The organism is Gemmatimonadota bacterium (assembly GCA_039715185.1).
Classification (GTDB): domain Bacteria; phylum Gemmatimonadota; class Gemmatimonadetes; order Longimicrobiales; family RSA9; genus DATHRK01.
On sequence record JBDLIA010000047.1, the window covers coordinates 1 to 24,363 of the forward strand.

Annotated in this window: 22 protein-coding genes, 1 tRNA gene, 1 other RNA gene and 1 riboswitch; of the genes, 23 read left to right on the plus strand and 1 reads right to left on the minus strand. The window is 69.8% G+C overall.

Annotated features, from left to right (window positions below):
• The first annotated feature begins 246 nt into the window (after nt 1-246).
• The 22 genes from ABFS34_09940 (at nt 247) to ABFS34_10045 (ending at nt 21,237) form a co-directional block, all read left to right on the plus strand.
• Complete coding sequence (locus ABFS34_09940; protein MEN8375757.1) at nt 247-2,925, plus strand: M20/M25/M40 family metallo-hydrolase; 2,679 nt, start codon at nt 247-249, stop codon at nt 2,923-2,925.
• Nucleotides 2,922-3,668, plus strand: a complete 747-nt coding sequence (locus tag ABFS34_09945) for a response regulator transcription factor (GenBank protein ID MEN8375758.1) — start codon at nt 2,922-2,924, stop codon at nt 3,666-3,668. Before ABFS34_09940 ends, ABFS34_09945 begins: the two co-directional genes overlap by 4 nt.
• Nucleotides 3,665-5,155 (plus strand): ATP-binding protein, encoded by a 1,491-nt coding sequence (locus tag ABFS34_09950; protein ID MEN8375759.1) that lies wholly within the window; start codon nt 3,665-3,667, stop codon nt 5,153-5,155. The genes ABFS34_09945 and ABFS34_09950 overlap by 4 nt, the downstream gene beginning before the upstream one ends.
• 132 nt (nt 5,156-5,287) lie before the next feature.
• Nucleotides 5,288-6,349: a porin gene (locus ABFS34_09955; GenBank protein ID MEN8375760.1), complete on the plus strand. Its 1,062-nt coding sequence runs from the start codon at nt 5,288-5,290 to the stop codon at nt 6,347-6,349.
• A 53-nt stretch (nt 6,350-6,402) separates the two neighbouring features.
• Entirely contained in the window at nt 6,403-7,326 is a 924-nt protein-coding gene (locus tag ABFS34_09960; GenBank protein ID MEN8375761.1) for a PstS family phosphate ABC transporter substrate-binding protein, read from the plus strand.
• Between the two features lie 13 nt (nt 7,327-7,339).
• The gene (gene pstC, locus ABFS34_09965) at nt 7,340-8,242 is read left to right on the plus strand and encodes a phosphate ABC transporter permease subunit PstC (GenBank protein MEN8375762.1); all 903 of its coding nucleotides are present in this window, start codon (nt 7,340-7,342) and stop codon (nt 8,240-8,242) included.
• Nucleotides 8,239-9,156: a phosphate ABC transporter permease PstA gene (gene pstA / locus ABFS34_09970; GenBank protein ID MEN8375763.1), complete on the plus strand. Its 918-nt coding sequence runs from the start codon at nt 8,239-8,241 to the stop codon at nt 9,154-9,156. The genes pstC and pstA overlap by 4 nt, the downstream gene beginning before the upstream one ends.
• Nucleotides 9,153-9,920, plus strand: a complete 768-nt coding sequence (gene pstB / locus ABFS34_09975; protein ID MEN8375764.1) for a phosphate ABC transporter ATP-binding protein PstB — start codon at nt 9,153-9,155, stop codon at nt 9,918-9,920. The genes pstA and pstB overlap by 4 nt, the downstream gene beginning before the upstream one ends.
• Nucleotides 9,917-10,588, plus strand: a complete 672-nt coding sequence (phoU, locus tag ABFS34_09980; GenBank protein ID MEN8375765.1) for a phosphate signaling complex protein PhoU — start codon at nt 9,917-9,919, stop codon at nt 10,586-10,588. Before pstB ends, phoU begins: the two co-directional genes overlap by 4 nt.
• A gap of 142 nt (nt 10,589-10,730) precedes the next feature.
• Nucleotides 10,731-11,642: a 3-oxoacyl-ACP reductase FabG gene (fabG, locus tag ABFS34_09985; GenBank protein ID MEN8375766.1), complete on the plus strand. Its 912-nt coding sequence runs from the start codon at nt 10,731-10,733 to the stop codon at nt 11,640-11,642.
• Nucleotides 11,639-12,226: a hypothetical protein gene (locus tag ABFS34_09990; protein ID MEN8375767.1), complete on the plus strand. Its 588-nt coding sequence runs from the start codon at nt 11,639-11,641 to the stop codon at nt 12,224-12,226. Before fabG ends, ABFS34_09990 begins: the two co-directional genes overlap by 4 nt.
• A gap of 10 nt (nt 12,227-12,236) precedes the next feature.
• On the plus strand, nt 12,237-12,770 hold the full coding sequence (locus ABFS34_09995; GenBank protein MEN8375768.1) for a hypothetical protein: 534 nt from the start codon (nt 12,237-12,239) through the stop codon (nt 12,768-12,770).
• A gap of 20 nt (nt 12,771-12,790) precedes the next feature.
• Complete coding sequence (locus tag ABFS34_10000) at nt 12,791-13,813, plus strand: isocitrate/isopropylmalate family dehydrogenase (GenBank protein ID MEN8375769.1); 1,023 nt, start codon at nt 12,791-12,793, stop codon at nt 13,811-13,813.
• A 16-nt stretch (nt 13,814-13,829) separates the two neighbouring features.
• Nucleotides 13,830-15,011 (plus strand): acyl-CoA dehydrogenase family protein, encoded by a 1,182-nt coding sequence (locus ABFS34_10005; GenBank protein MEN8375770.1) that lies wholly within the window; start codon nt 13,830-13,832, stop codon nt 15,009-15,011.
• A 75-nt stretch (nt 15,012-15,086) separates the two neighbouring features.
• Nucleotides 15,087-15,463, plus strand: an RNA gene (rnpB, locus tag ABFS34_10010) — RNase P RNA component class A.
• Nucleotides 15,464-15,718: 255 nt separating this feature from the next.
• A complete protein-coding gene (locus tag ABFS34_10015) occupies nt 15,719-16,051 on the plus strand; it encodes a hypothetical protein (GenBank protein MEN8375771.1) in 333 nt (110 codons plus the stop codon).
• Between the two features lie 206 nt (nt 16,052-16,257).
• Complete coding sequence (locus ABFS34_10020; protein MEN8375772.1) at nt 16,258-16,932, plus strand: DUF4389 domain-containing protein; 675 nt, start codon at nt 16,258-16,260, stop codon at nt 16,930-16,932.
• Nucleotides 16,933-17,008: 76 nt separating this feature from the next.
• Nucleotides 17,009-17,082 (plus strand) — tRNA-Arg (locus tag ABFS34_10025).
• 411 nt (nt 17,083-17,493) lie between these two features.
• Nucleotides 17,494-18,222, plus strand: a complete 729-nt coding sequence (locus ABFS34_10030) for a hypothetical protein (GenBank protein MEN8375773.1) — start codon at nt 17,494-17,496, stop codon at nt 18,220-18,222.
• 210 nt (nt 18,223-18,432) lie between these two features.
• Nucleotides 18,433-19,710: a serine protease gene (locus ABFS34_10035; protein ID MEN8375774.1), complete on the plus strand. Its 1,278-nt coding sequence runs from the start codon at nt 18,433-18,435 to the stop codon at nt 19,708-19,710.
• Nucleotides 19,698-20,645 carry an FHA domain-containing protein gene (locus ABFS34_10040; protein MEN8375775.1) on the plus strand — a complete coding sequence of 316 codons (948 nt, stop codon included), beginning with the start codon at nt 19,698-19,700 and terminating at the stop codon, nt 20,643-20,645. The genes ABFS34_10035 and ABFS34_10040 overlap by 13 nt, the downstream gene beginning before the upstream one ends.
• 127 nt (nt 20,646-20,772) lie before the next feature.
• Complete coding sequence (locus tag ABFS34_10045) at nt 20,773-21,237, plus strand: hypothetical protein (protein ID MEN8375776.1); 465 nt, start codon at nt 20,773-20,775, stop codon at nt 21,235-21,237.
• On the opposite strand, the gene ABFS34_10050 is transcribed toward ABFS34_10045, so the two are convergent.
• The gene (locus ABFS34_10050; protein MEN8375777.1) at nt 21,223-22,695 is read right to left on the minus strand and encodes a DUF3131 domain-containing protein; all 1,473 of its coding nucleotides are present in this window, start codon (nt 22,693-22,695) and stop codon (nt 21,223-21,225) included. The genes ABFS34_10045 and ABFS34_10050 overlap by 15 nt on opposite strands.
• Before the next feature lie 446 nt (nt 22,696-23,141).
• Nucleotides 23,142-23,232, plus strand: a riboswitch (cyclic di-GMP riboswitch).
• Nucleotides 23,233-23,245: 13 nt separating this feature from the next.
• Here ABFS34_10050 and ABFS34_10055 point away from each other — a divergent pair.
• Nucleotides 23,246-24,363 (plus strand): glycosyl hydrolase (locus ABFS34_10055; GenBank protein ID MEN8375778.1); only part of this gene is annotated, 1,118 nt, incomplete at its 3' end.

Genomic DNA, 24,363 nt, shown 5'->3' on the forward strand with positions numbered 1-24,363 from the left:
TCCTTGCCGTAGCGACGGCTACGGCGCGTCGTTCCGCCTTGCCCCGCGGGCGCATCACGCGCCTCGGTGCACACGGGACTTCCGCGCCGGCACACTAGGAGTTGCTCTGAGGGGGTGACTCGCGGGGTCCGGGACTTGTCCCGGGCCCCGCTCTTGTCTTTCATACCTGAGGACGCCGGTCGCCATACCGACCCGGCCCGCGCCGCGATGATCGCGCGAGAGGCAACCCGGACCCCGGAGCCCGCGGTGAGCGACAAGGATCTGCCGGACATCCCCTCCTTCGAGGAGCTGGGCTTCAGCCCGGACGAGGTGGAGCAGCTCGAGCGGGAGCTGGCGGAAGGCGAGGGGCCCGGTCCGTTGACCGAGGCCGGGCCGCCGGCCGGCGCGGCTCCCGCGCCGGGCGACGCTGCGTCGAAGGCGAAGACGGCGCCTGCGGCCGGCGCGGGCGCACCTCCCTCAGCCAAGCCACCCGAGGCGCCGGCGCGCGAGCCGGAGGCCGCGCCCGGAGGGAAACTGCGCGGTCCGCTCACCCTGCTCGTCCTGGCGGCCCTCGTTTGGCTCTCGAGCCTGGCGCGCGTCGCGCCCGATCCCGCCGGTGCCAACGCTCCCGCCACGGCCTTCTCCGCGGCGCGCGCGGCGCAGCACCTCGAGCGGATCGCCCGGCGCGCGCACCCGCCGGGCTCACCGGAACACGCGGCGGTGCGCTCCTACCTGCTGGACGAGCTGGAGGATCTGGGACACGAGCCGAGCGTGCAGACCGCCACCTCCGTCATTGGCTTCGGCGACATGGCGCGCGCCGCGACCGTGCGCAACATCGTGGCCCGCGTCCCGGGCACCGCCTCGCAGGGCGCGGTTCTCATCACGGCGCACTACGACGGCCGCGGCATCTCACGCGCGGCGGGCGACGACGGCGCCGGCGTGGCCACGATCCTGGAAGCGCTGCGCGCTTTGCGAGCGGGCCCCCGGCCGCGCAACGACGTCATCGTCCTGTTCACCGACGCCGAGGAGCTCGGCCTGCTGGGCGCGCGCGCCTTCGTGGACGAGCACCCCTGGCTGGACGACGTAGCGCTGGTGCTGTCGATCGAGATGCGGGGAGGCGCCGGGCCGTCCTTCATGTTCGAGACGGGCGCCGACAACGGCTGGGTCGTGCGAGCGTTCGACCAGGCGGTGGCGCGGCCCGCGGCGAACTCGCTGTCGTACGAGGTCTACAAACGCCTGCCCAACGACACCGACTTCACGCCGTTCAAGTCGGCGGGCAAGCAAGGGCTCAACTTCGCGGCGATCGGCGGGGCGCACGTCTACCACCAGGCGTACGACGTCCCGGCCACGGTGTCGCCCGCGACCCTTCAGCATCACGGCGACCAGGCTTTGGCTCTGCTGCGCCACCTGGGGAACTCCGACCTGACGGTCGTGAACGACGCCGACGCGAGCTACGTGTCGCTGCCCCTGATCGGACTGGTCGCGTACTCGCGGCTCTGGATCTGGGCGCTGGGTATTCTGAGCCTGCTCGTCTGGGCAGCGGCGGTATGGCGCGTGCGCAAGCGCGGCGGACGCGCGTGGGGCATGGCGGCGGGCGTGGGCGTGGGCGCGGGGACGATCGCGGCCAGCGGCGCGGTGGCCTACGGTCTGTTCATGTGGCGGCGCGGCGCCCACCCGGAGTACGGGTCGTTGCACGCCGCCGCTTTCCACGCCGAAGGCTGGTATCTGCTCGCCTTCGCCGCGCTGGCGTTCGTCGTCGGTTTGGGATTCCTGCGCCTGGCGCGACGCTGGTACTCGGCGAGCGAAGTGTACGCGGGGGCGCTCCTCGTGCCGGTCGCGGGCGCGGCCGCGGCCACGGCGCTGATACCCATGGGCGCGGCCAACCTGCAGTGGCCCGCGCTCGCGGGCGGCGTGGCGTTGCTGCTCGGCGCGGATGCCTCGGCCGGCGGTAAGCTGGGGCCGTTCCGTTGGGCCCTCGCGCTCGCCGCGGCCGCGGTGATGACGGTGCTGCTCGTGCCGCTGACCGAGACCCTCTGGCTGGCCATGAGCCTGGCCGCGGCGCCCGCGCTCGGGGCGCTGCTGGGGTTGACCGTGGTTATGCTGATCCCCGCGCTGGAGGGCCTGCGTGGGCCCAACCGTTGGTGGGCTCCGGCGGTCGGCGCCGGTCTAGGGGCGCTCTTCCTGGTGCTCGGCATTCGCACCGCTTCGCCGTCCCCGGAGCGGCCGGCTCCGTCGACGCTCGTGTACCTCCTCGACCGGGACAGCCTGGTCGCCCGCTGGGGCACGGACGCCGATCGACCGGCGTCCGATCCGGGGGTCGCGTGGGCGGCCCAGAAGGTGGGACCGGTCGGCGAGCCGGAGTCGCTCTCGGGCTATGCGTTGAGCGAGGTGACGTACGCGGTGGCGCCGGCCCCCGCGGTCGACGACGTGCCGCCGCCGGAGATCTCGGCGAGCGTGGACTCGGCGGCGGCCGGGCTCGTGCGCGTGTCGGTTCGTTCGACCGTCGGCGCCGAGGCCCTAGTGTTCACGTTGGGCTCGACCGGACCCGCGCTCCAGTCGGTCAACGGGGAGCCGCTTCCCAACGAGCGCGCAGTCGAACGACTCGCGCACTGGGGTACGCCCGAGAACGCGGTCGAGCTGGAGTTCGCGCGCGGCTTCCGGGACACCTCGCTCGAGTTCTACGTCGCCGAACACGTGCTGCGACCGGGCGAGTTGGTCGGCGACGAGTACTTCGAGAGGCCCGACCATCTCGCCCCCGACATCACCCGCGCGAGCGACCGCGCGATGCTCCGCACGCGCGCGCGTATCGACCTGGAAAGCGGCCTCGTTACCCTGGGCGATGAGCCGGTCGCGGAGTCCGCGGCGGATGACGGCGCCGTCGAGGCCACTCCGGCGCCCGCGGAGGCCGAGCAGCCTCCACCCGACGACGCCGACCCCGCACAATGAACGAGATCGCCTCAGCCTCGATTCCGCCTGCGGCCAAGGCGGCGACCCCGGCCCAGGTGCTGGTGGTCGAAGACGAGCGCGACATAGCCGCGCTGGTCGCCTACCATCTGACCCGCGAGGGCTACCAGGTGCGCACGGCCGGCGGCGGCCCCGAAGCTCTGGAGGCGGTGTCCCACGAACGCCCGGATCTGATCGTGCTGGACATCATGCTGCCGGGGTTCACGGGATACGACGTGCTGAAGGAGCTGAGGGCCCGCGCGGACTCGGCGGATATCCCCGTCGTCGTGCTGACCGCGCGCAGGGATGAGATGGACCGCATCAAGGGCTTCGAGCTCGGGGCCGATGACTACGTCACCAAGCCGTTCAGCCCGCAGGAGCTGGTACTGCGGGTGTCGGCGGTGTTGCGCAGGGCGCAGTCGCCGGCGCTCGGACGCAATGCGAGAACGCTCCGCGGCGGTCCGATCTCCGTCGACGTGAACGCGATGCGGGCGGAGGTGGATGGCGAGCCCGTGGACCTGACCCCCACGGAGTACAAGCTGCTGGTCGCGCTGCTGGAACGCCGCGGCCGCGTCCAGAGTCGAAAGCACCTGCTCGAGAGCGTGTGGAAGGTGCACGTGGACATCGAGACGCGAACGGTGGACATGCACGTCCAGAGACTGCGCTCCAAGCTGGGGTCCGGCGCCGACTGGATAGAGACCGTGCGCGGCTTCGGCTATCGCTTCAAGGCCCGCGAGGGCCAATGACCCAGTTGGAGCCGGCCGCTCGCGGCCGCCATGTCGGCCTGCGTTACGTGCTGGTCGCGGCGGTCGCTGTGGTCGCCGCGGCCGCGGCCCTGGCCGGGGGCTGGACCGCCCGCTTCGCCTCAGGCTGGGCGGCCGTCATCGGCGTGGCGCTGGCGGCGGGCGTGCTGGGCGCCGCCGCCGGAGCCCTCCTGTCCGCGCCGATCGAGGCGGGCCTCGCGCGAGTAGGCGATGTGCTCGCGGGACGCGCGCCGATCGACGCGGGTAGCCGCGTAGCGGAGGTCCACGAGGTAGCCCGGGCGGTTCGCGCACGCCTGCGCGAGGAGGGCGACCGGCGCCGGGCGCTCGAAGGCGAGCGGGCGGATCTGGCCGCGCTCCTGGCCGCGGTCGACGAAGGCATCCTGCTCGTGGACGGGGACGCCCGCATCGTCCGCGCCAACCCGGCGGCCGCGTCGTTGCTCGGCCTGCCCGAACGCTTCGAAGAAAGCGCCGCCGGGTCGGCCATCCGGTCCACCGCCATTCGCCGGATCATCGCGGCCGCGGTGCGCGACGGCGAGCCCGCGGCGGTCGAGGAGGAACTGGACGGTCGCCGCGTGTTCGTTGTCGCTCAGCCAGCCGGTCGCCAGGGAACCGTGGTGTCGCTCGTCGATCTGACCGAGATTCGACGCCTGGAAACCGCCCGACGCGACTTCGTGGCGAACGCCAGCCACGAGCTCAAGACGCCGCTGACGTCCATCCGTGGGTACGCCGAGACCCTCGTGGACGACGCGTTGCCGGACGGCGTGCGGCGCAGCTTCGTGGACATTATCCGCCAGAACGCCGATCGGCTTCAGCGCGTCGTCGACGATCTTCTGGACCTGTCGCGCATCGAAGCAGGGGCGTGGGAGCCCGACCTGAAGCCGGTGCGGCTGGCCGACGCGGGGCGCGAAGTATGGGCCGCCCTGGAGGGAGCCGCCGCAGACAAGAGCGTGGAGCTCGAGGTGGGAGAGGGCGCGGAAGTCGAGATTCTGGCCGATGCGTTCGGCGTGCGGCAGATCCTGACGAACCTTCTGGACAACGCCCTGAGGCATTCGGCCGCTGGCGGAGTGGTAGGAATCGACGCCGGGCGAACAGAACCCGTCACCGACAAGTCGCCCCACGCCGTCCCGTACTACGAGGTAGCCGTCTCCGATCGGGGGGCGGGGATTCCGTCGGAGGCGCTGCCGCGCGTGTTCGAGCGCTTCTTTCGGGTGGATAGCGCGCGTACGGGCGAGGCAGGCGGGACCGGACTCGGGCTCGCGATCGTCAAGCACCTGGTCGAGCAGATGGGGGGCGCCGTAAGAGCGGAGAGCGAGCTGGGCCGGGGTACGACGGTGTTCTTCACCATCCCGGCGGCGGTGCGCGACACCCCGTTGTCCCGAGACGGGTCGCGTCTCACGGCTGGATCGCCACGGGGCGGCACCCGTCGCGAGAGCTCCCCGATGCTCCGCCGCGCCGGCCCCCGGTCGTAGGTCGTTCCACATCCCGCAGCCAGGCGTTACAAGCCCGTTACCGAGCGGTGACGCGCCCGTGGTGCCATCCCCGCAGTATGTCGTCGCAAGCGTTACAGACGTAACGGACTCGTGGGAGGAAAGATCCAGCACATGACACGTTCGATGAGGTTGTTGGCGGGGTTGGCGCTGCTGTTGATACCCGCGACCGAGGCGGCCGCCCAGGATCCCGAGGTCACGGTGAGGCTCGGAGGCCGGGCGCAGTTTCAGTTCAACACCACCAGCGTGGACGAAGCCGACTTGCCCCCGGGCGCGGACGACGCGCCTGCGGCGAGCACGTTCGAGACGCGCCGGATACGACTGAGGGTGGACATCGGCGTGGACGATTGGATCCGGGCCCGCATCCAGCCCGACCTGGCGCAGGGTGATCTGCGCCTGGCGGACGCCTGGGTCGACTTCGAGCTGTCGGACTATCTCAACCTCAAGGTGGGCCAGTTCAAGCGCTCGTTCAGCCTGCTGGAGCTGACCAGCTCGACCGTCTTCCCGGTCATCGAGCGGGGCGCGCGCATCCGCGGCCTCGACGACCTCGTAGGAGCCGTCGGCGAGCAGCGGGCGGTGCTGGGCGAGTCCGGATACGTGGGTCGTGACCTGGGCGCGTCGGTCAGGGGCGGCACCGACCGCTTCGGCTGGGAGCTCGGCCTGTTCAACGGCGAGGGTGCCGACAGCCGTGACGTGAACGACGACAAGACGCTCGCGTCTCGCTTCACGGTCGTGCCGTCGGCCGGCGACCCTTTGAGCGTCGGCGCGGGCCTGACCAGGCGCGACACCGATCTGGAGGATGGCTGGGCGTTCGAGGCGGACGCCGAGTGGGGCCGCTTCCGCGACCCGGGCCTGCACGTGCTGGCCGAGGTGGCGTTCGGCGACGACCTGACCTCGGCCACCGACGACAGCTTCTCGGGCTTCCAGGGGATCGTTTCCTGGTTCGAGCCGATCGAGGGAAGTCGCTTCGACGGCGTCGAGCTCGCCGGCCGCGTGAGCTGGGCGGACCCGAACGACGCGATCGAGGATGACGAAGGGATTCTGGTCACGCCCGGGGTGAACCTGTACGTGTTCGGGCGCAACCGGATCATGGCCAACTGGGACTTCTATCTGCCTTCGGCCGACGCGCTGGACGCGCAAAACGCCTTCCGGGCGCAGGCGCAGGTCTATTTCTGATCCGCGCTGCGCGCGCCCACGATTCGACCGAAGACCAACAGGAGGATGCGACGATGAAGGCGAGCTGGACGATGGCGCTGGCGCTCGGCGCGACCCTGAGCGCGTGCGGTGGTGACGCGGACAGGTCCGGAGCGGTGGGCATAGACGGCTCCAGCACGGTCTATCCGATAACCGAGGCGGTGGCCGAGGAGTACATGATCGCCAACGACGGCGCGGTCCGGGTCACCGTTGGCATCTCCGGCACAGGCGGGGGCTTCAAGCGCTTCTGCGCCGGCGAGACAGACATCAATGACGCGTCGCGGGCGATCAAGGGCAGCGAGCTGGAAGCCTGCGGCGCGGCGGGGGTGGAGGCGATCGAGCTGCCGGTGGCCTTCGACGGCCTGTCGGTGGTGGTCAACCCCCAGAACGACTGGGTCGACTGCCTCACCGTGGGCGAGCTCCGCCGGATCTGGGAGCCGGAGAGCGCGGTGTCGAGCTGGACCCACGTGAGGGACGATTTCCCGGACGTGGAGCTTCGCCTGTACGGCCCGGGCACCGATTCGGGGACGTTCGACTACTTCACCGAGGCGATCGTCGGCGAAGAGGACGCGAGCCGGGCCGACTACACGGCCAGCGAAGACGACAACGTGCTCGTGCAGGGCGTCGCCGGTGACCGGGGCGCGCTGGGCTACTTCGGCTACGCGTACTACGAGGAGAACGCCGACCGCATGAAGATCGTCCCGGTCGACAGCGGCGCCGGTTGCGTCGCGCCGAGCCCGGAGACGGTCAACAGCGGCGCGTACGCTCCGTTGTCGCGGCCCGTGTTCATCTACGTGTCGAGTGGTGCGCTGGAGCGCCCGGCGGTGGTCGATTTCGTGCGCTTCTACATGGACAACGCCGCGGCGCTGGTGCGAGAGGTCGGCTACATACCGCTGCAGCCCGCGCAGTACCAGGACAACATCGACCGCGTCGACGCGGCGTCGGCGGCCACGAGTTGAGCGCGAAGAGGCAATGACGTCGCTCGCCGGAGCCCGCAACCGTCGGGTCAGGGAGCGCTTGATCGGGGGCGCGCTGGCGGCCGCGGCCGGCGTTTCGGTGCTCACGACCGTGGCCATAGTCGGCGTCCTGCTTTACGAGGCCGCCGGCTTCTTCGCCGAGATCTCCCCCATCGAATTCCTGACCGGCCGCAGGTGGGCGCCTCTGCTGGCGCCGCGGAGCTTCGGCGTGCTCCCCCTGCTGGGCGGGTCGGTCATGATCGCGCTCGGCGCGGCGCTGGTCGCGCTGCCGGTGGGGCTCGCCAGCGCCATCTACCTGAGCGAATACGCGCCCGGGCGGGTGCGGCGAATCGTCAAGCCTGCGTTGGAGATCCTGGCGGGCATCCCGACGGTGGTCTACGGCTACTTCGCGCTGACCTTCGTCACGCCGCTCATACGCGCGGTGTTTCCGCACACCAACGTGTTCAACGCGGCGAGCGCCAGCCTGGTCGTGGGGCTGATGATCATCCCCATGGTGTCTTCGCTGTCCGAGGACGCGATGCGCGCCGTGCCCCGCGCGCTGAGGCAGGGAGCCTACGCGCTGGGCGCGACCAAGTTCGAGGTGGCGACCCGGAGCGTCGTGCCCGCCGCGCTGTCCGGAATCCTGGCCAGCTTCATCCTGGCGGTGTCCAGGGCGATCGGTGAGACCATGGCGGTCACCATAGCGGCCGGCATGACGCCCAACCTGACCGCCAACCCGCTCGAGAGCATCCAGACCATGACCGCCTTCATCGTCCAGGTGAGCCTGGGCGAGACGCCGTTCGGGACCATCGAATACAAGACCATCTTCGCGGTCGGCCTCACGCTCTTCGCCATGACGCTCGCGATGAACATCCTCAGCAATGCCGTGTTGCGGAGGTATCGGGAGGTGTACGAGTGAGCCTGGCGCGGCGGGGCGGCGACCGCGCGCCGAGCGCGTACGCCGACGCGGCCGAATTCGAGCCGCGCATCGATCAGCGCCGGCGCCTGGGCGCCGTCTTCCTGGCGGCCTGCGTGGTGGCGACGGCGGTGGGCCTGGTGGCCCTGGTCGTGCTGCTGGTGGACGTGGCCGCCGACGGCCTCGGCGCTCTGTCCTGGCACTTCCTGACCGGCAAGCCGTCGCGGTTCGCGAGCCGCGCGGGATTGGGGCCGGCGTTCGTGGGCACGCTCTGGGTGCTGCTCGTCACCGCCGCGGCTTCCTTCCCGCTGGGGGTCGCCACGGCGATCTGGCTCGAGGAGTACGCGCCGAACAACCGGTGGCGACGCATGGTCCAGATCAACATCGCGAACCTGGCGGGCGTGCCGTCGGTCGTCTACGGGATTCTCGGGCTGGCGGTGTTCGTCCGCTGGATGCAACTGGGCCGGAGCGTGGCGGCCGGAGGATTGACGCTGACCCTGCTGATCCTGCCGGTGATCATCATCGCCGCGCAGGAGGCCATCCGGGCCGTGCCCAACTCGATCCGCCTGGGCGCTTACGGGCTCGGCGCCACCAAATGGCAGGTGGTGTCCCACCACGTGCTGCCCATGGCGCTCCCGGGCATCCTGACGGGCACGATCCTGGCGCTGTCCCGCGCGGTGGGCGAGACCGCGCCGCTGATCATGATCGGGGCGCTCCTCTTTGTGCCGTTCGTGCCCAGGGGCCTGCTGGATTCCTTCACCGTGATCCCCATGCAGGTCTACAATTGGATCGGCCGCCCGCAGCCGGAGTTCCACGATCTCGCGGCCGGGGGGATCATGGTTCTGCTGGCGGTGCTGCTCACGATGAACACCGCGGCGATTCTGCTGCGCAACAGATACACGAGGGACGATTCGTGACCGATTCCGTCGCCGAAAGCGCAGTCCTGTCCACCGACGAGGTCTTCGTCCACTACGGCAGCAGCCCCGCCATTCGTGGCGTGTCACTCGAGATTCCCACGCACGAAGTCGTGGCGTTCATCGGGCCGTCGGGGTGCGGCAAGAGCACGCTGCTGCGGTGCTTCAATCGCATGAACGACCTGGTCCCGGCCGCGCGCGTGGGCGGCAAGGTCTTGTACCACGGCTCGGACCTCTACGCGGCCGACGTGGATCCGGTGGAGGTGCGGCGGCGCATAGGCATGGTGTTCCAGAAGCCGAACCCGTTCCCCAAGTCGATCTACGACAACGTGGCGTTCGGTCCGCGCATCAACGGCTACAAGGGCTCGATGGATGACCTGGTGGAGAGGTCGCTGGTCCAGGCCGCGCTGTGGGACGAGGTGAAGGATCGGCTGCGTGACAGCGCGCTGGCGCTGTCAGGTGGCCAGCAGCAGCGGCTGTGCATCGCCAGGGCCCTCGCGGTGGAGCCCGAGGTGCTGCTCATGGACGAGCCCGCCTCGGCGCTCGACCCCCTCGCGACGCAGAAGATCGAGGACCTGATCTACGAGCTGAAAAAGGACTTCACGGTCGTCATCGTTACGCACAACATGCAGCAGGCGGCGCGCGTGTCCGACCGCACGGCGTTCCTGTACATGGGCGAGCTCATCGAGTACGAGGATACCGAGAGGCTCTTCACCAACCCCCGCGAGGAGCGGACCGAGGCGTACATCACCGGGAGGTTCGGATGAAGCGGCAACTGCACTTCCGAGAGGAGCTGGAGGGACTCAAGTCCCGTCTGGTGGATATGGCCGGACGGACGGAGGAGGCGGTCCGGACCGCGGTCGACGCCTTCCTCCAGCGCGACGAGGAGCCCGCGCAGAAGGTGATCGACTCCGACCACCTGATCGACCAGATAGAAATGGATATCGACGAATCCGTCATCCAGCTCCTGGCGCTCCAGCAGCCGATGGCGAGCGACCTCCGCTTCATCACCATGGCGATGAAGATCTCCAACGACCTGGAGCGGATGGGCGATCACGCCGTCAACATCGCCAAGGAGGTCAAGCGCCTGCTGCGCCACCCGCGCATCGCAGCGGTTCCCGAGATCGATGAGATGGCGCGCATCTCGACCAAGATGCTCTCGGACGTCCTGGACTCCTTCATCCGCGAGGACGCGGCGCTGGCGCGCGATGTCGTCAGGAGGGACGACATCGTGGACGATTTGCACTCCAACATGTTCCGGATTCTGCTCACGCTGATGATGGAGAACCCGCGCACCATCGGGCCGTGCATGGAGACGCTCATGGTATCGAGGAACCTGGAGCGGATCGCCGACCTGACGACCAACGTCGCGGAGGACGTGGTCTACATGGTGGAAGCGCGCGTGATCAAGCACGGCGCGGAGAGGGAGGCCTGAGCGGGCTACGCGACCCGCTCAGGCCGCCTTGCCCGCTACCTCGCCGTCCTCCTAACATCCGGCCCTCCACCAGCGGCGGGGAACGCACCCCGCGTGTCTCGCGGCGCGCGGGCGCCCCGCGGGTGCACTCCGGGGGGCAGCATTGGCGCGACGAGCCAGCCGAATTCCTATCGCCCAGCGGGAGGGGCATGGCCTGCCTGACGTTGCCGGCGCCGAGGGCACAGCCACCGAAGCCGTAGAGCAGCTTCTCGACGAGGTGGCGGAGGAAACCTCGCCCCAACGCGCGCGCGAAGCCGCGGACCTGCGCGACAGCGGGGTCGTCATTACGGGTGCCGCCACGGGCATCGGCCGCGCGATCGCTCTCGAGTTCGCCCATCTGGGCGCCCGGATCGCCTTCAACTTCCTGGACGACGGCGCGGAGCTGCGCGACGCCGCCCACCAGACCGCGGCCGAGCTGCGGCAGCTCGAGGTGGACGTGTTCTACCGCGCGTGCGACGTTCGCGACGGCGAGGAGGCGGCGGCGTTCGTGGAGGAGGCGGCCGGCCGGCTGGGGTCGCTGCAAGTGCTCGTGAACAACGCCGGGATCGGCGCCGACCGCGCGCTCTGGCGCATGAGCGACGACCAGTGGCGCGACGTCCTGGATACCAACCTCACCGGGGCGTTCAACATGATCCGTGCGATCGCGCCCATGTTCCGGCGCCAGCAGCACGGCAAGATCGTCAACGTCAGCTCCGTGCACGGGACGCGCAGCGAATTCGGCCTCGCCAACTACTCGGCGTCGAAGGCCGGCCTGAACGGCCTGACGCGCTCGGCCGCGCTCGAGCTGGGCCCCTCGAACGTCAACGTGAACGCGGTGGCGCCGGGTTACATCCGCACGACTAGGCTCACCGACGTCGTGCCCGCCGAGATCATGGATCGCGCGCGCGACCGGTCCGCGCTGGAGCGGCTGGGAGACCCGCAGGACGTGGCCTCCGTGGTCGTGTTCTTGTGCTCGGAGGCCGCGCGGCATATCACCGGGGCCATCGTTCCCGTCGACGGAGGATACCTGCTTTGAACCCGCGACTCGCGACCGGTCTGCTCGGCGGTGCGCTCCTGGCGCTCGGGGCCTGCGGCGGCGGGAGCGGCTTCGCGCGGGATCCGGCCGAGCCCACACCCGTGCCGCGCCTCGCGGGCATGAGCGTCATGCTGTTTCCGGTCCAGGGCGCGCCGGGCCAGGACGCGCAGGCCGCCCGGGACGTGGACGCCGAGATCGAATTCTGGGCGGCGGACGCGGTGACAGGATTGAGGTGGAGCCTGCCGTCGGATCTGCAGGTCGTGGTGGACCGCGAGCCCGCCCTGCAACTGCGCACGCGGGGGCTAGCGATCGCCGCGCTGCTGAACGACGATCGCGAGTTCGTTCGGGACCCGCTGCTCGGCGACCTGCGGCGCCTGGGGGCGGTGGCGGACCGGAACCTGGCGCTGGTTCCGGTGCGCGTGCTGCCGCCCGGTCCGGGCGGCCCCGGCCTGCGCCTGGATCTTGCGTTGGTCAACACGGTAGGAGGGGCCGTTCTATGGCGCGGGCGCATCGTGGGCGAGGAGGTCGGTGAGTCGGCCGCGGCGTCGCTGGCGCGCGTGTTCGTGCGATCGTTTCTGGAATAGAGGTGGCGCGTTGGCGAGGAGCCTTGCAGGTGCGTGGGCCGTTACGCTGGCATTGGCGGCTGGGCTGTCCGGCTGCGACCGGCTGGGGATCGGTGGCGAGCGGACGCTCTCGCTGCCGTCGCCCGATGAGGTGCGCGCCGCCTACTCGGATCATCCTACCCTTACCGACGTGCGCCTGAACGGCAACGTGGTGGAGCTCACGTTCGCGGTGCAGCGGCGCAATCTGCGGCGGGGAGGGTCGCTGTGGGCGCGCGCCGACCTGTTCGTGCAACTGCTTTCTCCGTCGACCAGGGACCTGCTCGCCGCCCACGACGGGGTGGCCGCCGTACGCGCGATCACCGTGACCAACGGGGTGGAGGTCGGCCGGGCGACGCTGCTGCGCGACGAGTTGTCGGAGCTGCTGTGGCAGCGCACGCTCAACCTGCTCGGCCACGCGCTCCAGGAGGGAACACAGCGCCCGTCGCTCCTGCAGGACCTGGCCGAGTGGGGCGAGGACCACACCGAGCACCAATACAACCCGGACTACGTGCCCACGGCGGGCTGACCGACTTCTCGAGACAATACATGGCCGAACCGATAACGCTGATCCCGGGGGACGGGATCGGTCCGGAGATCACCGCGGCGACCGTCCGCGTTCTGGAGGCCTCCGGCGCCGACCTGGAGTGGGATCGACAGGAGGCGGGAGTCGCCGCGATCGAGCGACACAACACGCCGCTGCCGGAAGCCACGCTGGATTCCATCCGGCGCAACCGGGTCGCGCTCAAGGGGCCGCTCACCACCCCCGTCGGCGTCGGTTTCCGGTCGATCAACGTCGCGTTGCGCAAGGAGTTCGATCTGTACGCCAACGTGCGACCCGCGCTCACCATGATGAAGGGCGGACGCTACGAGGACATCGACATCGTGCTCATCCGCGAGAACACCGAGGGGCTCTACGTGGGGGTCGAGCACTTCATAGGCGTCGGCGACGACCCGCGCGCCGCGGCCGAGTCGGTGATGATAGTGACGCGGCACGGCGCGGAGCGGATCGTGCGCTACGCGTTGGATTACGCGCGCGCGCACGGCCGCGGCAAGGTGACGCTCGCGCACAAGGCGAACATCCTCAAGTACACCCAGGGACTCTTCCTGGATGTGGGTCGCGAGGTGGCGAGCGAGTACGAGGACATCGCCTTCGAGGACCGGATCATCGACGCCACCGCCATGCAGCTCGTGCTGGACCCCTACCAGTTCGACGTGCTGGTCATGGAGAACATGTTCGGCGACATCCTGAGCGACGAGCTGGCGGGCCTGGTTGGAGGCCTGGGCCTCGCGCCGGGCGCGAACATCGGCGAGGACGCGGCCATCTTCGAGCCCGTGCACGGGTCGGCCCCCGACATCGCCGGGCTGGGCGTAGCGAATCCCACGTCGCAGCTTCTGGCGGCTTGCATGATGCTGGATCACCTGCGGCAGCCCGAGCCGGCCGAGCGGGTGCGTGCGGTTCTGCTAGCGGCGCTCGACGCGCGCGACCGGCTGACCCCGGACCTGGGCGGTGAGGCCAGCACGTCCGAGTTCGCGGACGGGCTGGTGGAACGACTGCAGACGACATCCTGAACCGAGAACCCGACGAATGCCAAAATTCCAGGGCGTGGATTTCTACGATATCGACTCGCTCCTCTCCGAAGAGGAGCGGATGGTGCGCGACACCGTGCGCGCGTGGGTCGATGACCACCTGCTGCCGGTCATCCAGGAGGCGTACATAGGTCGGCGTCTGCCGGCCGAGCTCGTTCCGCAGATGGCCGAGCTGGGCGTCTACGGCGCCAACCTGCCTGAGGAGTACGGCTGCACGGGGCTGAACAACGTCGCCTACGGGCTGATCATGCAGGAGCTGGAGCGCGGGGACTCGGGGATCAGGTCCTTCGCGTCGGTGCAGGGGGCGCTGTGCATGTACCCCATCCACGCGTTCGGCAGCGAGGAGCAGCGCCGGAAGTACCTGCCCGACATGGCCGCCGGGGAGATCATCGGCTGCTTCGGCCTCACCGAGCCGGACGCGGGTTCGGATCCGGGCAGCATGCGCACGGTGGCGCGCGAGGAAGACGGCGGCTGGGTGCTGAACGGCGCCAAGATGTGGATCACCAACGGATCCACCGCCGACATCGCCATCATATGGGCCAAGACCGGGGACCTGGACGACACCAAGTCGATCCGCGGCTTCATCGTCCCGACCGACTCGGACGGCTTCACCGCGCGCGACCAGAAGGGCAAGCTGTCGCTGCTGGCCTCGGACACAAGCGAGCTGGTGCTCCAGGACGTGCGCGTGGGCGCCGACGCGCTGCTGCCCGAGTCGGGCGGGCTGCGCAGCCCGCTGATGTGCCTGACCCAGGCGCGCTACGGCATCGCCTGGGGGGCCGTCGGCGCCGCCATGGCCTGCTACGACGAGGCGGTCAGCTACGCCAAGGAGCGGGTCATGTTCGACCGCCCGATCGCGGCCACGCAGATCCAGCAGGTGCGCCTGGCGGAGATGCTGACCGGGATCACCCAGGCGCAACTCGTGTGCGTGCAGCTGGGCCGCATCAAGGACCGCGGCGAGGTGCGCCCGCAGCAGGTGTCGCTGGCCAAGCGCGCCAACGTGGACATGGCGTGCGAGGTGGCGCGGGAGGCGCGCCGGCTGCTGGGCGGCAACGGCATCCTGGTCGAATACCAGTCGATGCGGCACATGGCGAACCTCGAGTCGGTCTACACCTACGAGGGCACGCACGACATCCACGGCCTGATCCTGGGCCAGGCGATCACGGGCGAAGCGGCGTTCTAGCAAACGGCGAACTGGTCGGTAGAAGGCCGCGCGCCGGAAACTCGTATCCTTTCGAGGGTACCCCAGACACGCTGGTCGGGAGGCGAGTGAGGATCGCGGCCGGATTCATTCCGGTCGAGGAAAGTCCGGGCTCCGCAGGGCAGGGTGCCGGCTAACAGCCGGGCGTCGCGAGGCGACGGAAAGTGCAACAGAGAGCAGACCGCCGATGGCGCCTTCGGGCGCACAGGCAAGGGTGAAACGGTGGTGTAAGAGACCACCGCGCGACCGGAGACGGGAGCGGCACGGCAAACCCCACCCGGAGCAAGGCCAAGCAGGGACGAGGCGCGGCCCGCGCCGCTCGAGTCCCGGGTAGGCTGCTAGAGGCGCCGAGCAATCGGCGTCCCAGAGAAATGATCCCACCCCGCGCCGTAAGGAGTGGGGGACAGAACCCGGCTTATTCGCGTCCCGACCAGCGCTGACACCTCGCCGCGTGTGGCTCCCTTATTGCGTATTCCGTTGTCGTCTCCCCCCGACACAGGGAGCGCGCGATGCGGAGTCACTTGCTTGCCGGCGGGCTCGTCGCCCTTTCTGCCTGTCTGGCGCCGGTCGAAACTCCCGAGCCTCAGCCGCTGAGGTTCTGGGTCGCACTCGACGCCGATCCGGCGAGCCTTCCGGATTCGGTCCAGACATTGGACCACCCCTGCGGGATGACCGCAGACGTAAGTGCGATGTCCACGGTGCCCCCGCTCCCAGGCCTGGAAGGAGAAATCGCCGCCGAGATCGACGCCTCGGGCGCGGCGATCCGGATTTGGCCGGTCCCGGTCGACTATTCGATCATCGGCGTCAGCGGCGACAGGCTCATCCTCAGCACCTTCGGTGGGACCCCGCTCGCGGTGGCTACGGACGGCACGTTCAGGCTGGAGCCTGGCTTCGAGGAGATGGAGCGGCGGCTGGTGCCATGCCCCGACCAGGCCGTCATCTCCGGCTCCGACTACGTCCGCTGCACGGTGCTCGGCCGGCAGCCCGAGAGGATCCTCGTCTACGAAGGACCGTGTACGTGATGGGCAGCGGCGGGCGTGCTCCCGCCTGACGAAGCGCAGCCGTCCAATCGAGTCGCGCGGGTCGCCCTCTTTGATCGATTCGGACGCGTCAATCGTAAGACCATATGCGTCGGGGGAAATCGAGAGAGGCTGGCCTGGCAAGGCCGCGGCTCGCTCTGCCTCCCGCAACACGAGTTCGCACGAAGATCTCTCTGAAGGAGGGGCGAATGGACACGCGCGACGACGACCCGGGGCAATCGGCAACATATCCGATCGCCGTGAACGTCCAGGCCGCGCTCGAGGAGCGGAACCGGCTGACCACGGCTTTCCGTTTCTTCCTCGCGATCCCGCACCTGCTCATCGTCGGCGCGCCGGTCGCCATGGTCACTTCGCTCGGCTGGAGCACCGAAAGTGGGTGGGATTTCGAGTACGGCTCGGGGGGCGTACTCGGCGCGGTCGCAGGCCTCGGCGCCGTGATCGCGTGGTTCGCAATCCTGTTCACCGGCCGGCATCCGGAGGGGCTCTGGAAGCTGGGGTCGTTCTACCTCCGCTGGCGCACGCGCGCGACTGCCTACGTGACGCTGTTGCGGGACGAGTACCCGCCCTTCGGGGAGGGACCCTATCCCGCCGAACTCGTCCTTCCGATGCCGGAAGGGGAGCGCGACCGCCTGACGGTCGCACTCAGGTTCTTCCTGGCGATTCCGCACCTGTTCGTGGTGTGGCTGCTCAGCCTCGGGTGGGCCTTCACGACGGCGCTGGCGTGGCTGGCGATCCTCATCACCGGGCGCTATCCGAAGTCCCTGTACGGGTTCGCCATCGGGGTGCTCGCCTGGACCATGAGGGTCGAAGCGTACATGCTGCTCCTGCGAGACGAGTACCCGCCCTTCACGCTGCGCGCGTGATCGAACGGCGAATCCCGACACGGCGGTGATAGCGGGTTGACCCTGGTGCGCCCCGTATAGATCATTAGCGCCCCACGCGCCCGTAGCTCAGCTGGATAGAGCGTCGCCCTCCGGAGGCGAAGGCCACAGGTTCGAATCCTGTCGGGCGCACTGCCGGAAGCGACGGCCCCGCAACTGCTTAGGCAGGTGGCGGGGCCGTTTCTTGTCTTCAGGATGTCCCGGACTGGTCCCCGCGCGTGACCTGTCCAGTCCTGGCGATGAGTAACTCGTTCAAGATTTGAACTAGTTGCGAATCGCGCAAAGGAAGGGGCCGCGCTCTCGCCGGCCTGCCGGTCTCGTCGTCACCCGAAAGTCACGCGCGGCGTCCCCGAACGGTGACATTCCGGCGCACCGTCGCGCGCTCGCATCACCCCGCCTGAATCGGACTTCTCCCCACAGCCACACGGATTTCGCGCCGATTCGCCTTCGATCGGCCCGTTTGGGTACGGCCTCTGCTTTTCCTCTTGGTGACTGGTGGACGCACGGGCGTCCGCGTCGAAGCATTCAGCGGAGGAGGGCACCATGATCGCGATTCGACACGCACTCGTTGCGGCGCTTGCCGTAGGAGCGCTGCTGCCACCTCCCTCTGCGGTGGCCCAGACCAATCGGGGCGTCCGCGTGGAATCGCGCCGGGACGCCGGTCGTAACCGCTGCGATGCGCGCAGGGATGGCGGCTGGGACATCATCTTCGGCCGCGACGACGACCGCCGCCGAGACCGGCGGGTCGATCGCCGCGACCGAGACCGGCGGCGCGACTGCCGCGTCCGTGACGACCGCCGCGACCGGCGCCGGGATGGCGCGCGCGACCGCGACCGCGGACGCAGGGTCCGGCGAGGACCGTCGTTCTGTCGCTCGGGTGCGGGGCACCCGGTGTACGGCAGGCGGTGGTGCCGCGACAAGGGGTTCACGCTGGGGCACGACCGTCTCGACGGCCGGCGTGATCGGCGGATCGACCGGCGCGGTGACCGCCGGCGTGATCGGCGCATCGACCGACCCATCTACCGCCTTCCCGATGTGCGGTACAGGCGTGGCCGGATCGATCGGGGCGGCCTGCTCGACATCCTCGGGGATCTGACCTACGGGCGGCTCGACGGCCACCGGAGCCGCCACGGGATCAGGGACGCGCCGTACGGTCGCTGGTACCGAGACTCCTACGGCCGTCACGCGCTGCTCATCACAGCCGGGGGCGTTCACATCGCGGATCTGGTGGACCGCGGCTACGGCTACGAGCTGGTGCTGCGCCCCTACTGAGAGTCGACGCGCCGGGTAGGGACAGGGCCCCGGCCGACATTTCGTCGGTCGGGGCCTTCTCTTTCGTCGCGCGGGCGGGATCCTCACGAACCTCGAGCCTCCCGCTGGCGTTCGTACGACACGTGGCGGTAGCTTGGGCGTCCGTCCAGGCCGACTCCGCCCGGCCCGGTGTCCGCCAGCATATCGACTCCTCTTTTCGCCGATCGAGCCGTGTCCCACAAGGCAACCGTGCGCGCAGGTATCGCCCTGGCGCTGCTCCTCAGCGCGGCCTCGCCGCTCCGGGCGCAGACCGCGTCCGAAGTGTTCGACGCCTACGCTCCCCGGGTGTTCAAGGTGGAGATCCTGGAAGCGCAGTCATCCACGCCGGAAATAGTGGGGACGGCATTTCTGGTTGGAGAGGGGGGCTACCTCATCTCCAACTACCACGTCATCAACGACGTGATCTACCACCCCGACCGCTACCGGATCCGGCTCGAGGGGGTGGGCGGCGAAAGCGAGGGAGAAGTGCGCATCCTGGCGGTGGAGCCGGCCCACGACCTGGCGGTGCTGCAGGCCTCGGTGCCCGTCGGCGACGCCTTCACCCTGGTGGATGGCCCGCCCGCCATGGGGACCCGCCTGTACTCTCTCGGTCACCCGGCCGACCTGGCCACGGCGGTGGTCGAGGGCACGTACAACGGTCCCGTGGAGCACTCCGTGTCCCCCCGACACCACTTCACCGGGTCAGTGAATCCGGGCATGAGCGGGGGGCCGACCGTCCTGGCCGACGGCCGCGTTGTGGGCGTGAACGTGGCCACCGCCGGCAATCAGTTGAGCTTCCTGATCCCCGCCGAGGTCGCAGCCGAGCTGCTGGAGGAGGCGCGCATCGCGCCGCGGGAGACCACGGAAGATCTCCTGGAGCAGGCGCGCGCCCGGGCGGATGCGTTCCAGGATGGGTTCTTCGGTCCGCTGCTCGACGAGCCGCTGCCGCAGCGCGACCTGTCCGGATTCGACGTGCCCGTGGGCCCCGAAGAGTCGTTCGATTGCTTCACGGTGACGCTCGATGAGGAAGAAGAGGAGTACACGGGGATCCAGTACCGCTGCGAGGTGGCCGACAGGATCTGGCTTTCGAACGAGCAGTGGTCCCCGTTCGCGACGTTCGAGCACGTTCGGCTCGCCTCCGACGGGCTGAACTCGATTCGGTTCCTGGCGCTCGCGTCGCAGTGGTACGCGGCAACAGGGGCGTGGGATCTGACCGACGACGACGACGTCACGGCGTACGAGTGCCGGCCGGCGTCCGTGAAAACCGAGGCCGGTCTGAAGCTGCGCTCCGCCTTCTGCGCGCGCCGGCACGAGTCGATGGAGGGGCTTTACGACGTGCTGCTCAGGACCGCCGTGACCGGGATTTCGGGTCAGACCGTGGTGAGCACCTTCCAGGCGTCCGGCATCTCCTTCGCGCACGCGCGCGCCCTCGTCCGGAGGGTTCTGGAGGGATACCGATGGAACGGCTAGGCGTGGTCGAGGTGCTGGGCCGCAAGGACGCGGTGCTCAACAGGGTGCCGGTGGGCCGCTCGTTCACCATCGGGCGCGGTTACGGCTGCGACGTCATGCTCGGGGATCCGTTCGTTGAGGAGACCCACGTGCGCGTCGAGGCGGCCGACGACGGGGTTTTCGTCGCCACCGACCTGGGTGGCGTCAACCCGGCGACGGTCGGCGGCGCGCCGCTCGGCAAGGAACCGAGGGCTCTCGCCGCCGGAGCGCGGCTCACGGTGGGCCAGACCACGCTCCGCCTGATGAGCGCGACGGCGGCGGTTCAGCCGACGCTCCCGCTCAGCGAGGCTCGCGGAGCGGGTATCCCGCCCTTGCGCGCGTGGGGCCTGGCCAGCGCCGCCATCGCGCTGCTCACGGCACTGGACTGGTTGGCGACGCCGACCGAGTACGATGCCGGCAACGCGCTTCAGATGGGCACCGCCTTCGCGGTGGCGTTCGCCGCCTGGTGCGGGGCGTGGGCGGTGGGCACGCGGCTGTTCAAGGACGCCTTCCGCTTCCACGCCCACCTCGGCGCGCTGTCGCTGGCGTTGCTCGTGGCGGTCCCCGCGTCGTGGATCGCCGGCCTGCTCGCCTTCGCGCTCGGCCCGAGCGCGCAGGTCATCGTCGGGGTGGTGACGGCCGCGGCGACGTTCACCCTGATCCTGTACCTGCACGCGCGCGTGTCGTCGTCGTCGTCGCGGATGCGCCTGGGCCTGATAGCGGCCGGGGTCACGCTTCTGTTCGGGGGACTGGCGTTCGGGGTGACCGCGGGAATCGAGGATCCGACGGGATCCATCTCGGCTTCGCTCGTGTCGCTCGAGCCTGTCCCGAACGGGGTGGTACTTTCCGGCAGCGCCGAGGAGTTCGATGCCGAGATCGCCGAACTCGTGGAGGAGCTGGACTCGCTGGAACCGTGAGGGTGACGGGGCGGGAGGATGGGCGCGCGGCAAGCTTTGCAGGCTCTTGACCTGGACGGGTTGGGTCTCCCTTCGCCGGAGGTCACCTTCATTGGAGAGTGCGGGTTCACCTCCGATGGAGCGACGGATGCGGATAGAGAGAGCGGCGCTGACGGCGGCATTGGGTTTTGTTTCGGCTTGCGGAGGGCCGGTGCAGGCCGGCGGAGGGGAAGGGCCTGCCCCGGGTCCGGAGGCCGCGGCGCAGGTAGTCGATGGGGACGGCGCCCCCCGCGCCGGCATCGGCGAGGCGGACATTTCCGAGGAGATCATCGCGGCCGGTGGCCTCATGTTCAACAACGGACCCTGCACGAAATGCCACCTGGCCAACGGAGTGGGCGGGGAGCGGGCCCCCAATCTCGGCGATGACGAGTGGCTGCACAGCGACGGATCCTTCCTGGGGATCCGCGAGACCATCTGGGCGGGGGTTTCCCGGGATGAATTGGTCGATCCCGCTCGCCCGTTCGCGATGAATCCCAAAGGGGGGATCGCGTCCCTGGACGGCCCCCAGCTCGATACCCTCGCGGCCTACGTCTGGAGTCTATCGAGGCGCTGAAGACCCTTCGGCCCGCTGGGGGTTCAGGAACGGAGCTCCGACCGAGGCGTAAAGCGCCGCCTCGAGGGTGACCCCGGCGGTGTTCACGTTTTCTCCGCCGGAGGGAATCGGGGCGCCCTCCAGCACGCCAGCGGGCCAGCCTTCGTCGCCCGCGCCGTCCCCCACGGTGCGCACCGCGAGCGCTGTGTAGGCACTGGGCGCCAGGGCGTACCAGGCGAGCGACGCCTTGGCGCTCACCCAGCGCGGGCCGTCGATGCCACCCCCGTCGCCCTTTGCGGTGACCACGAACGGCTCCCCGCCGGAGCTCACGCAGTAGTAGTAGAAGTAGTGCGGCGGCGTGCTGCTGGCGTCCTCGCTCACTATCGTGACCGTATCCGTGGCCAGATAGCGCGCGTGCTGGGCCTCCAGCGTCGCGCGCGCGAGCTCGCCCCAGGTCGCGTCCCAACCGAACTCCATTCCCGCCAGCACGATCGGCTCGCTGGTCAGGCAGTCCGCGCCGCGCACGTCGCGCGGGACCGGCCGCCCGTGCACGGTGTCGATGACCGCGTTGGCGAAGGGGTCCTCGGCGGTTCGCGCCGCGCCGCCCCACAGCGCGAAGCCTCGCGCGGCGTACTGCTCGTAGCCGATGCGTCCCTCCTGGTAGGACCGCGAGCCCAGAATCGGGCCGCGCTCTCGTCCCAGCAGCACGCCGTCCCCGAGCGCCGCCTCCAGGTCCAGGCGCGCCACGACCGAGTTGGCCAGCGGCGCCAAGTCCGGATCTTCGTCGTGGAGTATCCGCAGCCAGATCAGAAGTCTGCCCAGGTCCACGGCCGACCAGCCGTATCCATCCGCGGATGGCAGCGTCTCCGCGTCGAGCGCGGCGCCCGTCTCCGCGTCGTAGACCTTGTTGAAGAGCCTGTCTTCGAAGAGGGGCGCGGTCGCGAGCGTGCGCAGCGCTCGCCCCGCGCGTTCGCGGTAGTCCTGCGGGTCGGTGAGACCCAGGCGCCCCGCAGCGTAGTACCCCGCCAGAGCGCTCGCGACGTCCCACATGGTGACGAACCGGTAGTCGTCGTGGGCCCGGACCAGCCCCGTGCGCGGGCTGTAGTTGCGCACCATGAACGCCCACGCGCGTTCGGCGGCTCCGGCGGCGACGACGTCGGCGGCCGAATCGGTCGCCGGCTCGAGCCCCGCGGCCCACGCGTCATCCCAGCGCGGCAGCAGCGAGGCGGCCTCGGGGTCGGGTGCGAGATCCGCTACCTCGGGTGGTGGAGGTGCGCCCCCGGGGGGACGGGCCGGTGAGCCGGAGCGTTCGGGCGGGACGCCGCCCAGCACAAGCCACACGTAGGCGCCCGCGGCGGCGAGCGCCATCGTCCCGGCCACGAAGCGCCTCACGCGACCGCCGCCCAGCCGCCGGCGCGAGCTGAGGGCGTGGCCGCCCCGTCCCAGGAATTCATGGCGCAAGTGTAGCGCGGACTCCATGGCCAGGCCATCTCCCCGGATCCGGGGTCGGCGTTCCATCGCACTCGGGCAACGCCGCCCATACATTCTGGGGTCGAGTCAACCAGACGCTGAACGGACCACGCTGGAGGTTGGGATCTCTCCCCCCGACGTCTGTGCACCCCCGTGGCCCGCCGGCCGCCCGTGCGCGTCGGCGAAGGTCTAGTGCATCCGGTGTTCGCAGCCGGGCCGCGCCCGTGTGCGTGGCGAGTTCTCCCGGACCGCGAGAAGGCCCGCAAGGATTTCGGGTCACTCCAAATTTGTTCTCGCGGTCAGGTCCTTTCAAGTTTCGACGCGTCTCCCCTAAATCGCTTCAATAAAACGACATATGAGGCTGCCTACGTTTCGGCCTCCAAGTTGCCAGATGTTAGGTCGCGCCCGTGAAGACGGGTCAGGGTTCCCGGCCGGTCCGTGCGGCCGCCCGGGCTCCTCGACAACGGCAAACTCGCCGAAAGGCGATGACGCAAAGCCACGAGGCTACCGCGGAGATCCTTCCGCCAAGCTCGTCGGGCTATCGAAGGGAGCTACGCCGATGAGGCAGCTCGGTCAGAACAGACAGCGCCGGACCCTCTTCGCCGCAACCATCGCGGCGGTGCTAGCAATCGCCGCGGCTGCCGGCCCTCTGGCCGCTCACCGTCCGATCCCGGACGCGACCCATACCGCATCGATCCCGACGCCAGTGCCCGACTCGACCCGCGCCAGCGCGGCGGCCGCCGCGCGCTTCTTCACCGGCGTCTTTCTCGGCGACGCACGGAGCACTCCCGATGACATCGCCGGCGCGATCGAAGACTTCGCGCGCCTGACGGGGAGCCGGCCCGGCCTCGTGAAGACCTTCCTGCGCCTGGGCGATGACTTCTCGCGCCGTGGCTGGCCGGGTCGCCTCGTGCGGGAGGTGCACGACCAGGGCGCGGTCAACTTCGTGGCGCTGGACCTGGCAGGCGGAGGTACGGCGTCCGGGGGCCTGCTCGCCGCCGTCGTTGCGGGCGAGCTGGACGATGAGATCCGGGCGACCGCGCGCGGGCTGGCGGGAGTCCGGGGGGCCGTTCTCGTCGAGCTCGGCTGGGAGATGAACGGCGACTGGGGCTACGCGTGGCAGGGCGCCGCGAACGGCGGCGACCACGCCGCCGCGGAGCGCTTCGCGCAGGCCTGGAGGCGGATCGTCGACCTGTTCCGCGCCGAGGGCGCGCACAACGTACGCTGGGTGTTTTCGCCGAACACGGGCAACCCCGTAGGAGGCGCCCCGCGCGATGAGAGCCACTGGAACTGGTACGGCAACTACTACCCGGGCGATGAGTACGTGGACTACGTGGGCGTCCACGGGTTCAACGGGCCGTCGGTGTGGGGCGGGCCCGACCGCAGCTTTGCGCGGCTCTTCGATGGGACCGAGATGGGCGGGATGCTCAGCGATCTGGAGCACCGATTCCACAAGCCGATCATCATCGGTGAATTCGCCACCCAGGAGTCGGGCGACGGATCGAAAGAGCGCTGGATAGAGTCCGCCTACCGCCAGTTGCTGGACAACCCCGCCGTCGTCGGCGCCGTGTGGTTCCACATGGACAAGGAGGCCGACTGGCGCGTCGATTCCAGCCCCGGAGCGCTGCGGGCGTACCGGCACGCGGTGACGGCGCCTCGGGTGCGCGGGCCGTTCGA

Coding starts and splice junctions, on each gene's coding strand:
- ABFS34_09945 (MEN8375758.1), top strand. CDS start 2,922: ATGAACGAGATCGCCTCAGCCTCGATTCCGCCTGCGGCCAAGGCGGCG.
- ABFS34_09950 (MEN8375759.1), top strand. CDS start 3,665: ATGACCCAGTTGGAGCCGGCCGCTCGCGGCCGCCATGTCGGCCTGCGT.
- ABFS34_09955 (MEN8375760.1), top strand. CDS start 5,288: ATGACACGTTCGATGAGGTTGTTGGCGGGGTTGGCGCTGCTGTTGATA.
- ABFS34_09960 (MEN8375761.1), top strand. CDS start 6,403: ATGAAGGCGAGCTGGACGATGGCGCTGGCGCTCGGCGCGACCCTGAGC.
- pstC (MEN8375762.1), top strand. CDS start 7,340: ATGACGTCGCTCGCCGGAGCCCGCAACCGTCGGGTCAGGGAGCGCTTG.
- phoU (MEN8375765.1), top strand. CDS start 9,917: ATGAAGCGGCAACTGCACTTCCGAGAGGAGCTGGAGGGACTCAAGTCC.
- ABFS34_10000 (MEN8375769.1), top strand. CDS start 12,791: ATGGCCGAACCGATAACGCTGATCCCGGGGGACGGGATCGGTCCGGAG.
- ABFS34_10005 (MEN8375770.1), top strand. CDS start 13,830: ATGCCAAAATTCCAGGGCGTGGATTTCTACGATATCGACTCGCTCCTC.
- ABFS34_10015 (MEN8375771.1), top strand. CDS start 15,719: ATGTCCACGGTGCCCCCGCTCCCAGGCCTGGAAGGAGAAATCGCCGCC.
- ABFS34_10020 (MEN8375772.1), top strand. CDS start 16,258: ATGGACACGCGCGACGACGACCCGGGGCAATCGGCAACATATCCGATC.
- ABFS34_10030 (MEN8375773.1), top strand. CDS start 17,494: ATGATCGCGATTCGACACGCACTCGTTGCGGCGCTTGCCGTAGGAGCG.
- ABFS34_10040 (MEN8375775.1), top strand. CDS start 19,698: ATGGAACGGCTAGGCGTGGTCGAGGTGCTGGGCCGCAAGGACGCGGTG.
- ABFS34_10045 (MEN8375776.1), top strand. CDS start 20,773: ATGCGGATAGAGAGAGCGGCGCTGACGGCGGCATTGGGTTTTGTTTCG.
- ABFS34_10050 (MEN8375777.1), bottom strand. CDS start 22,695: ATGGAGTCCGCGCTACACTTGCGCCATGAATTCCTGGGACGGGGCGGC.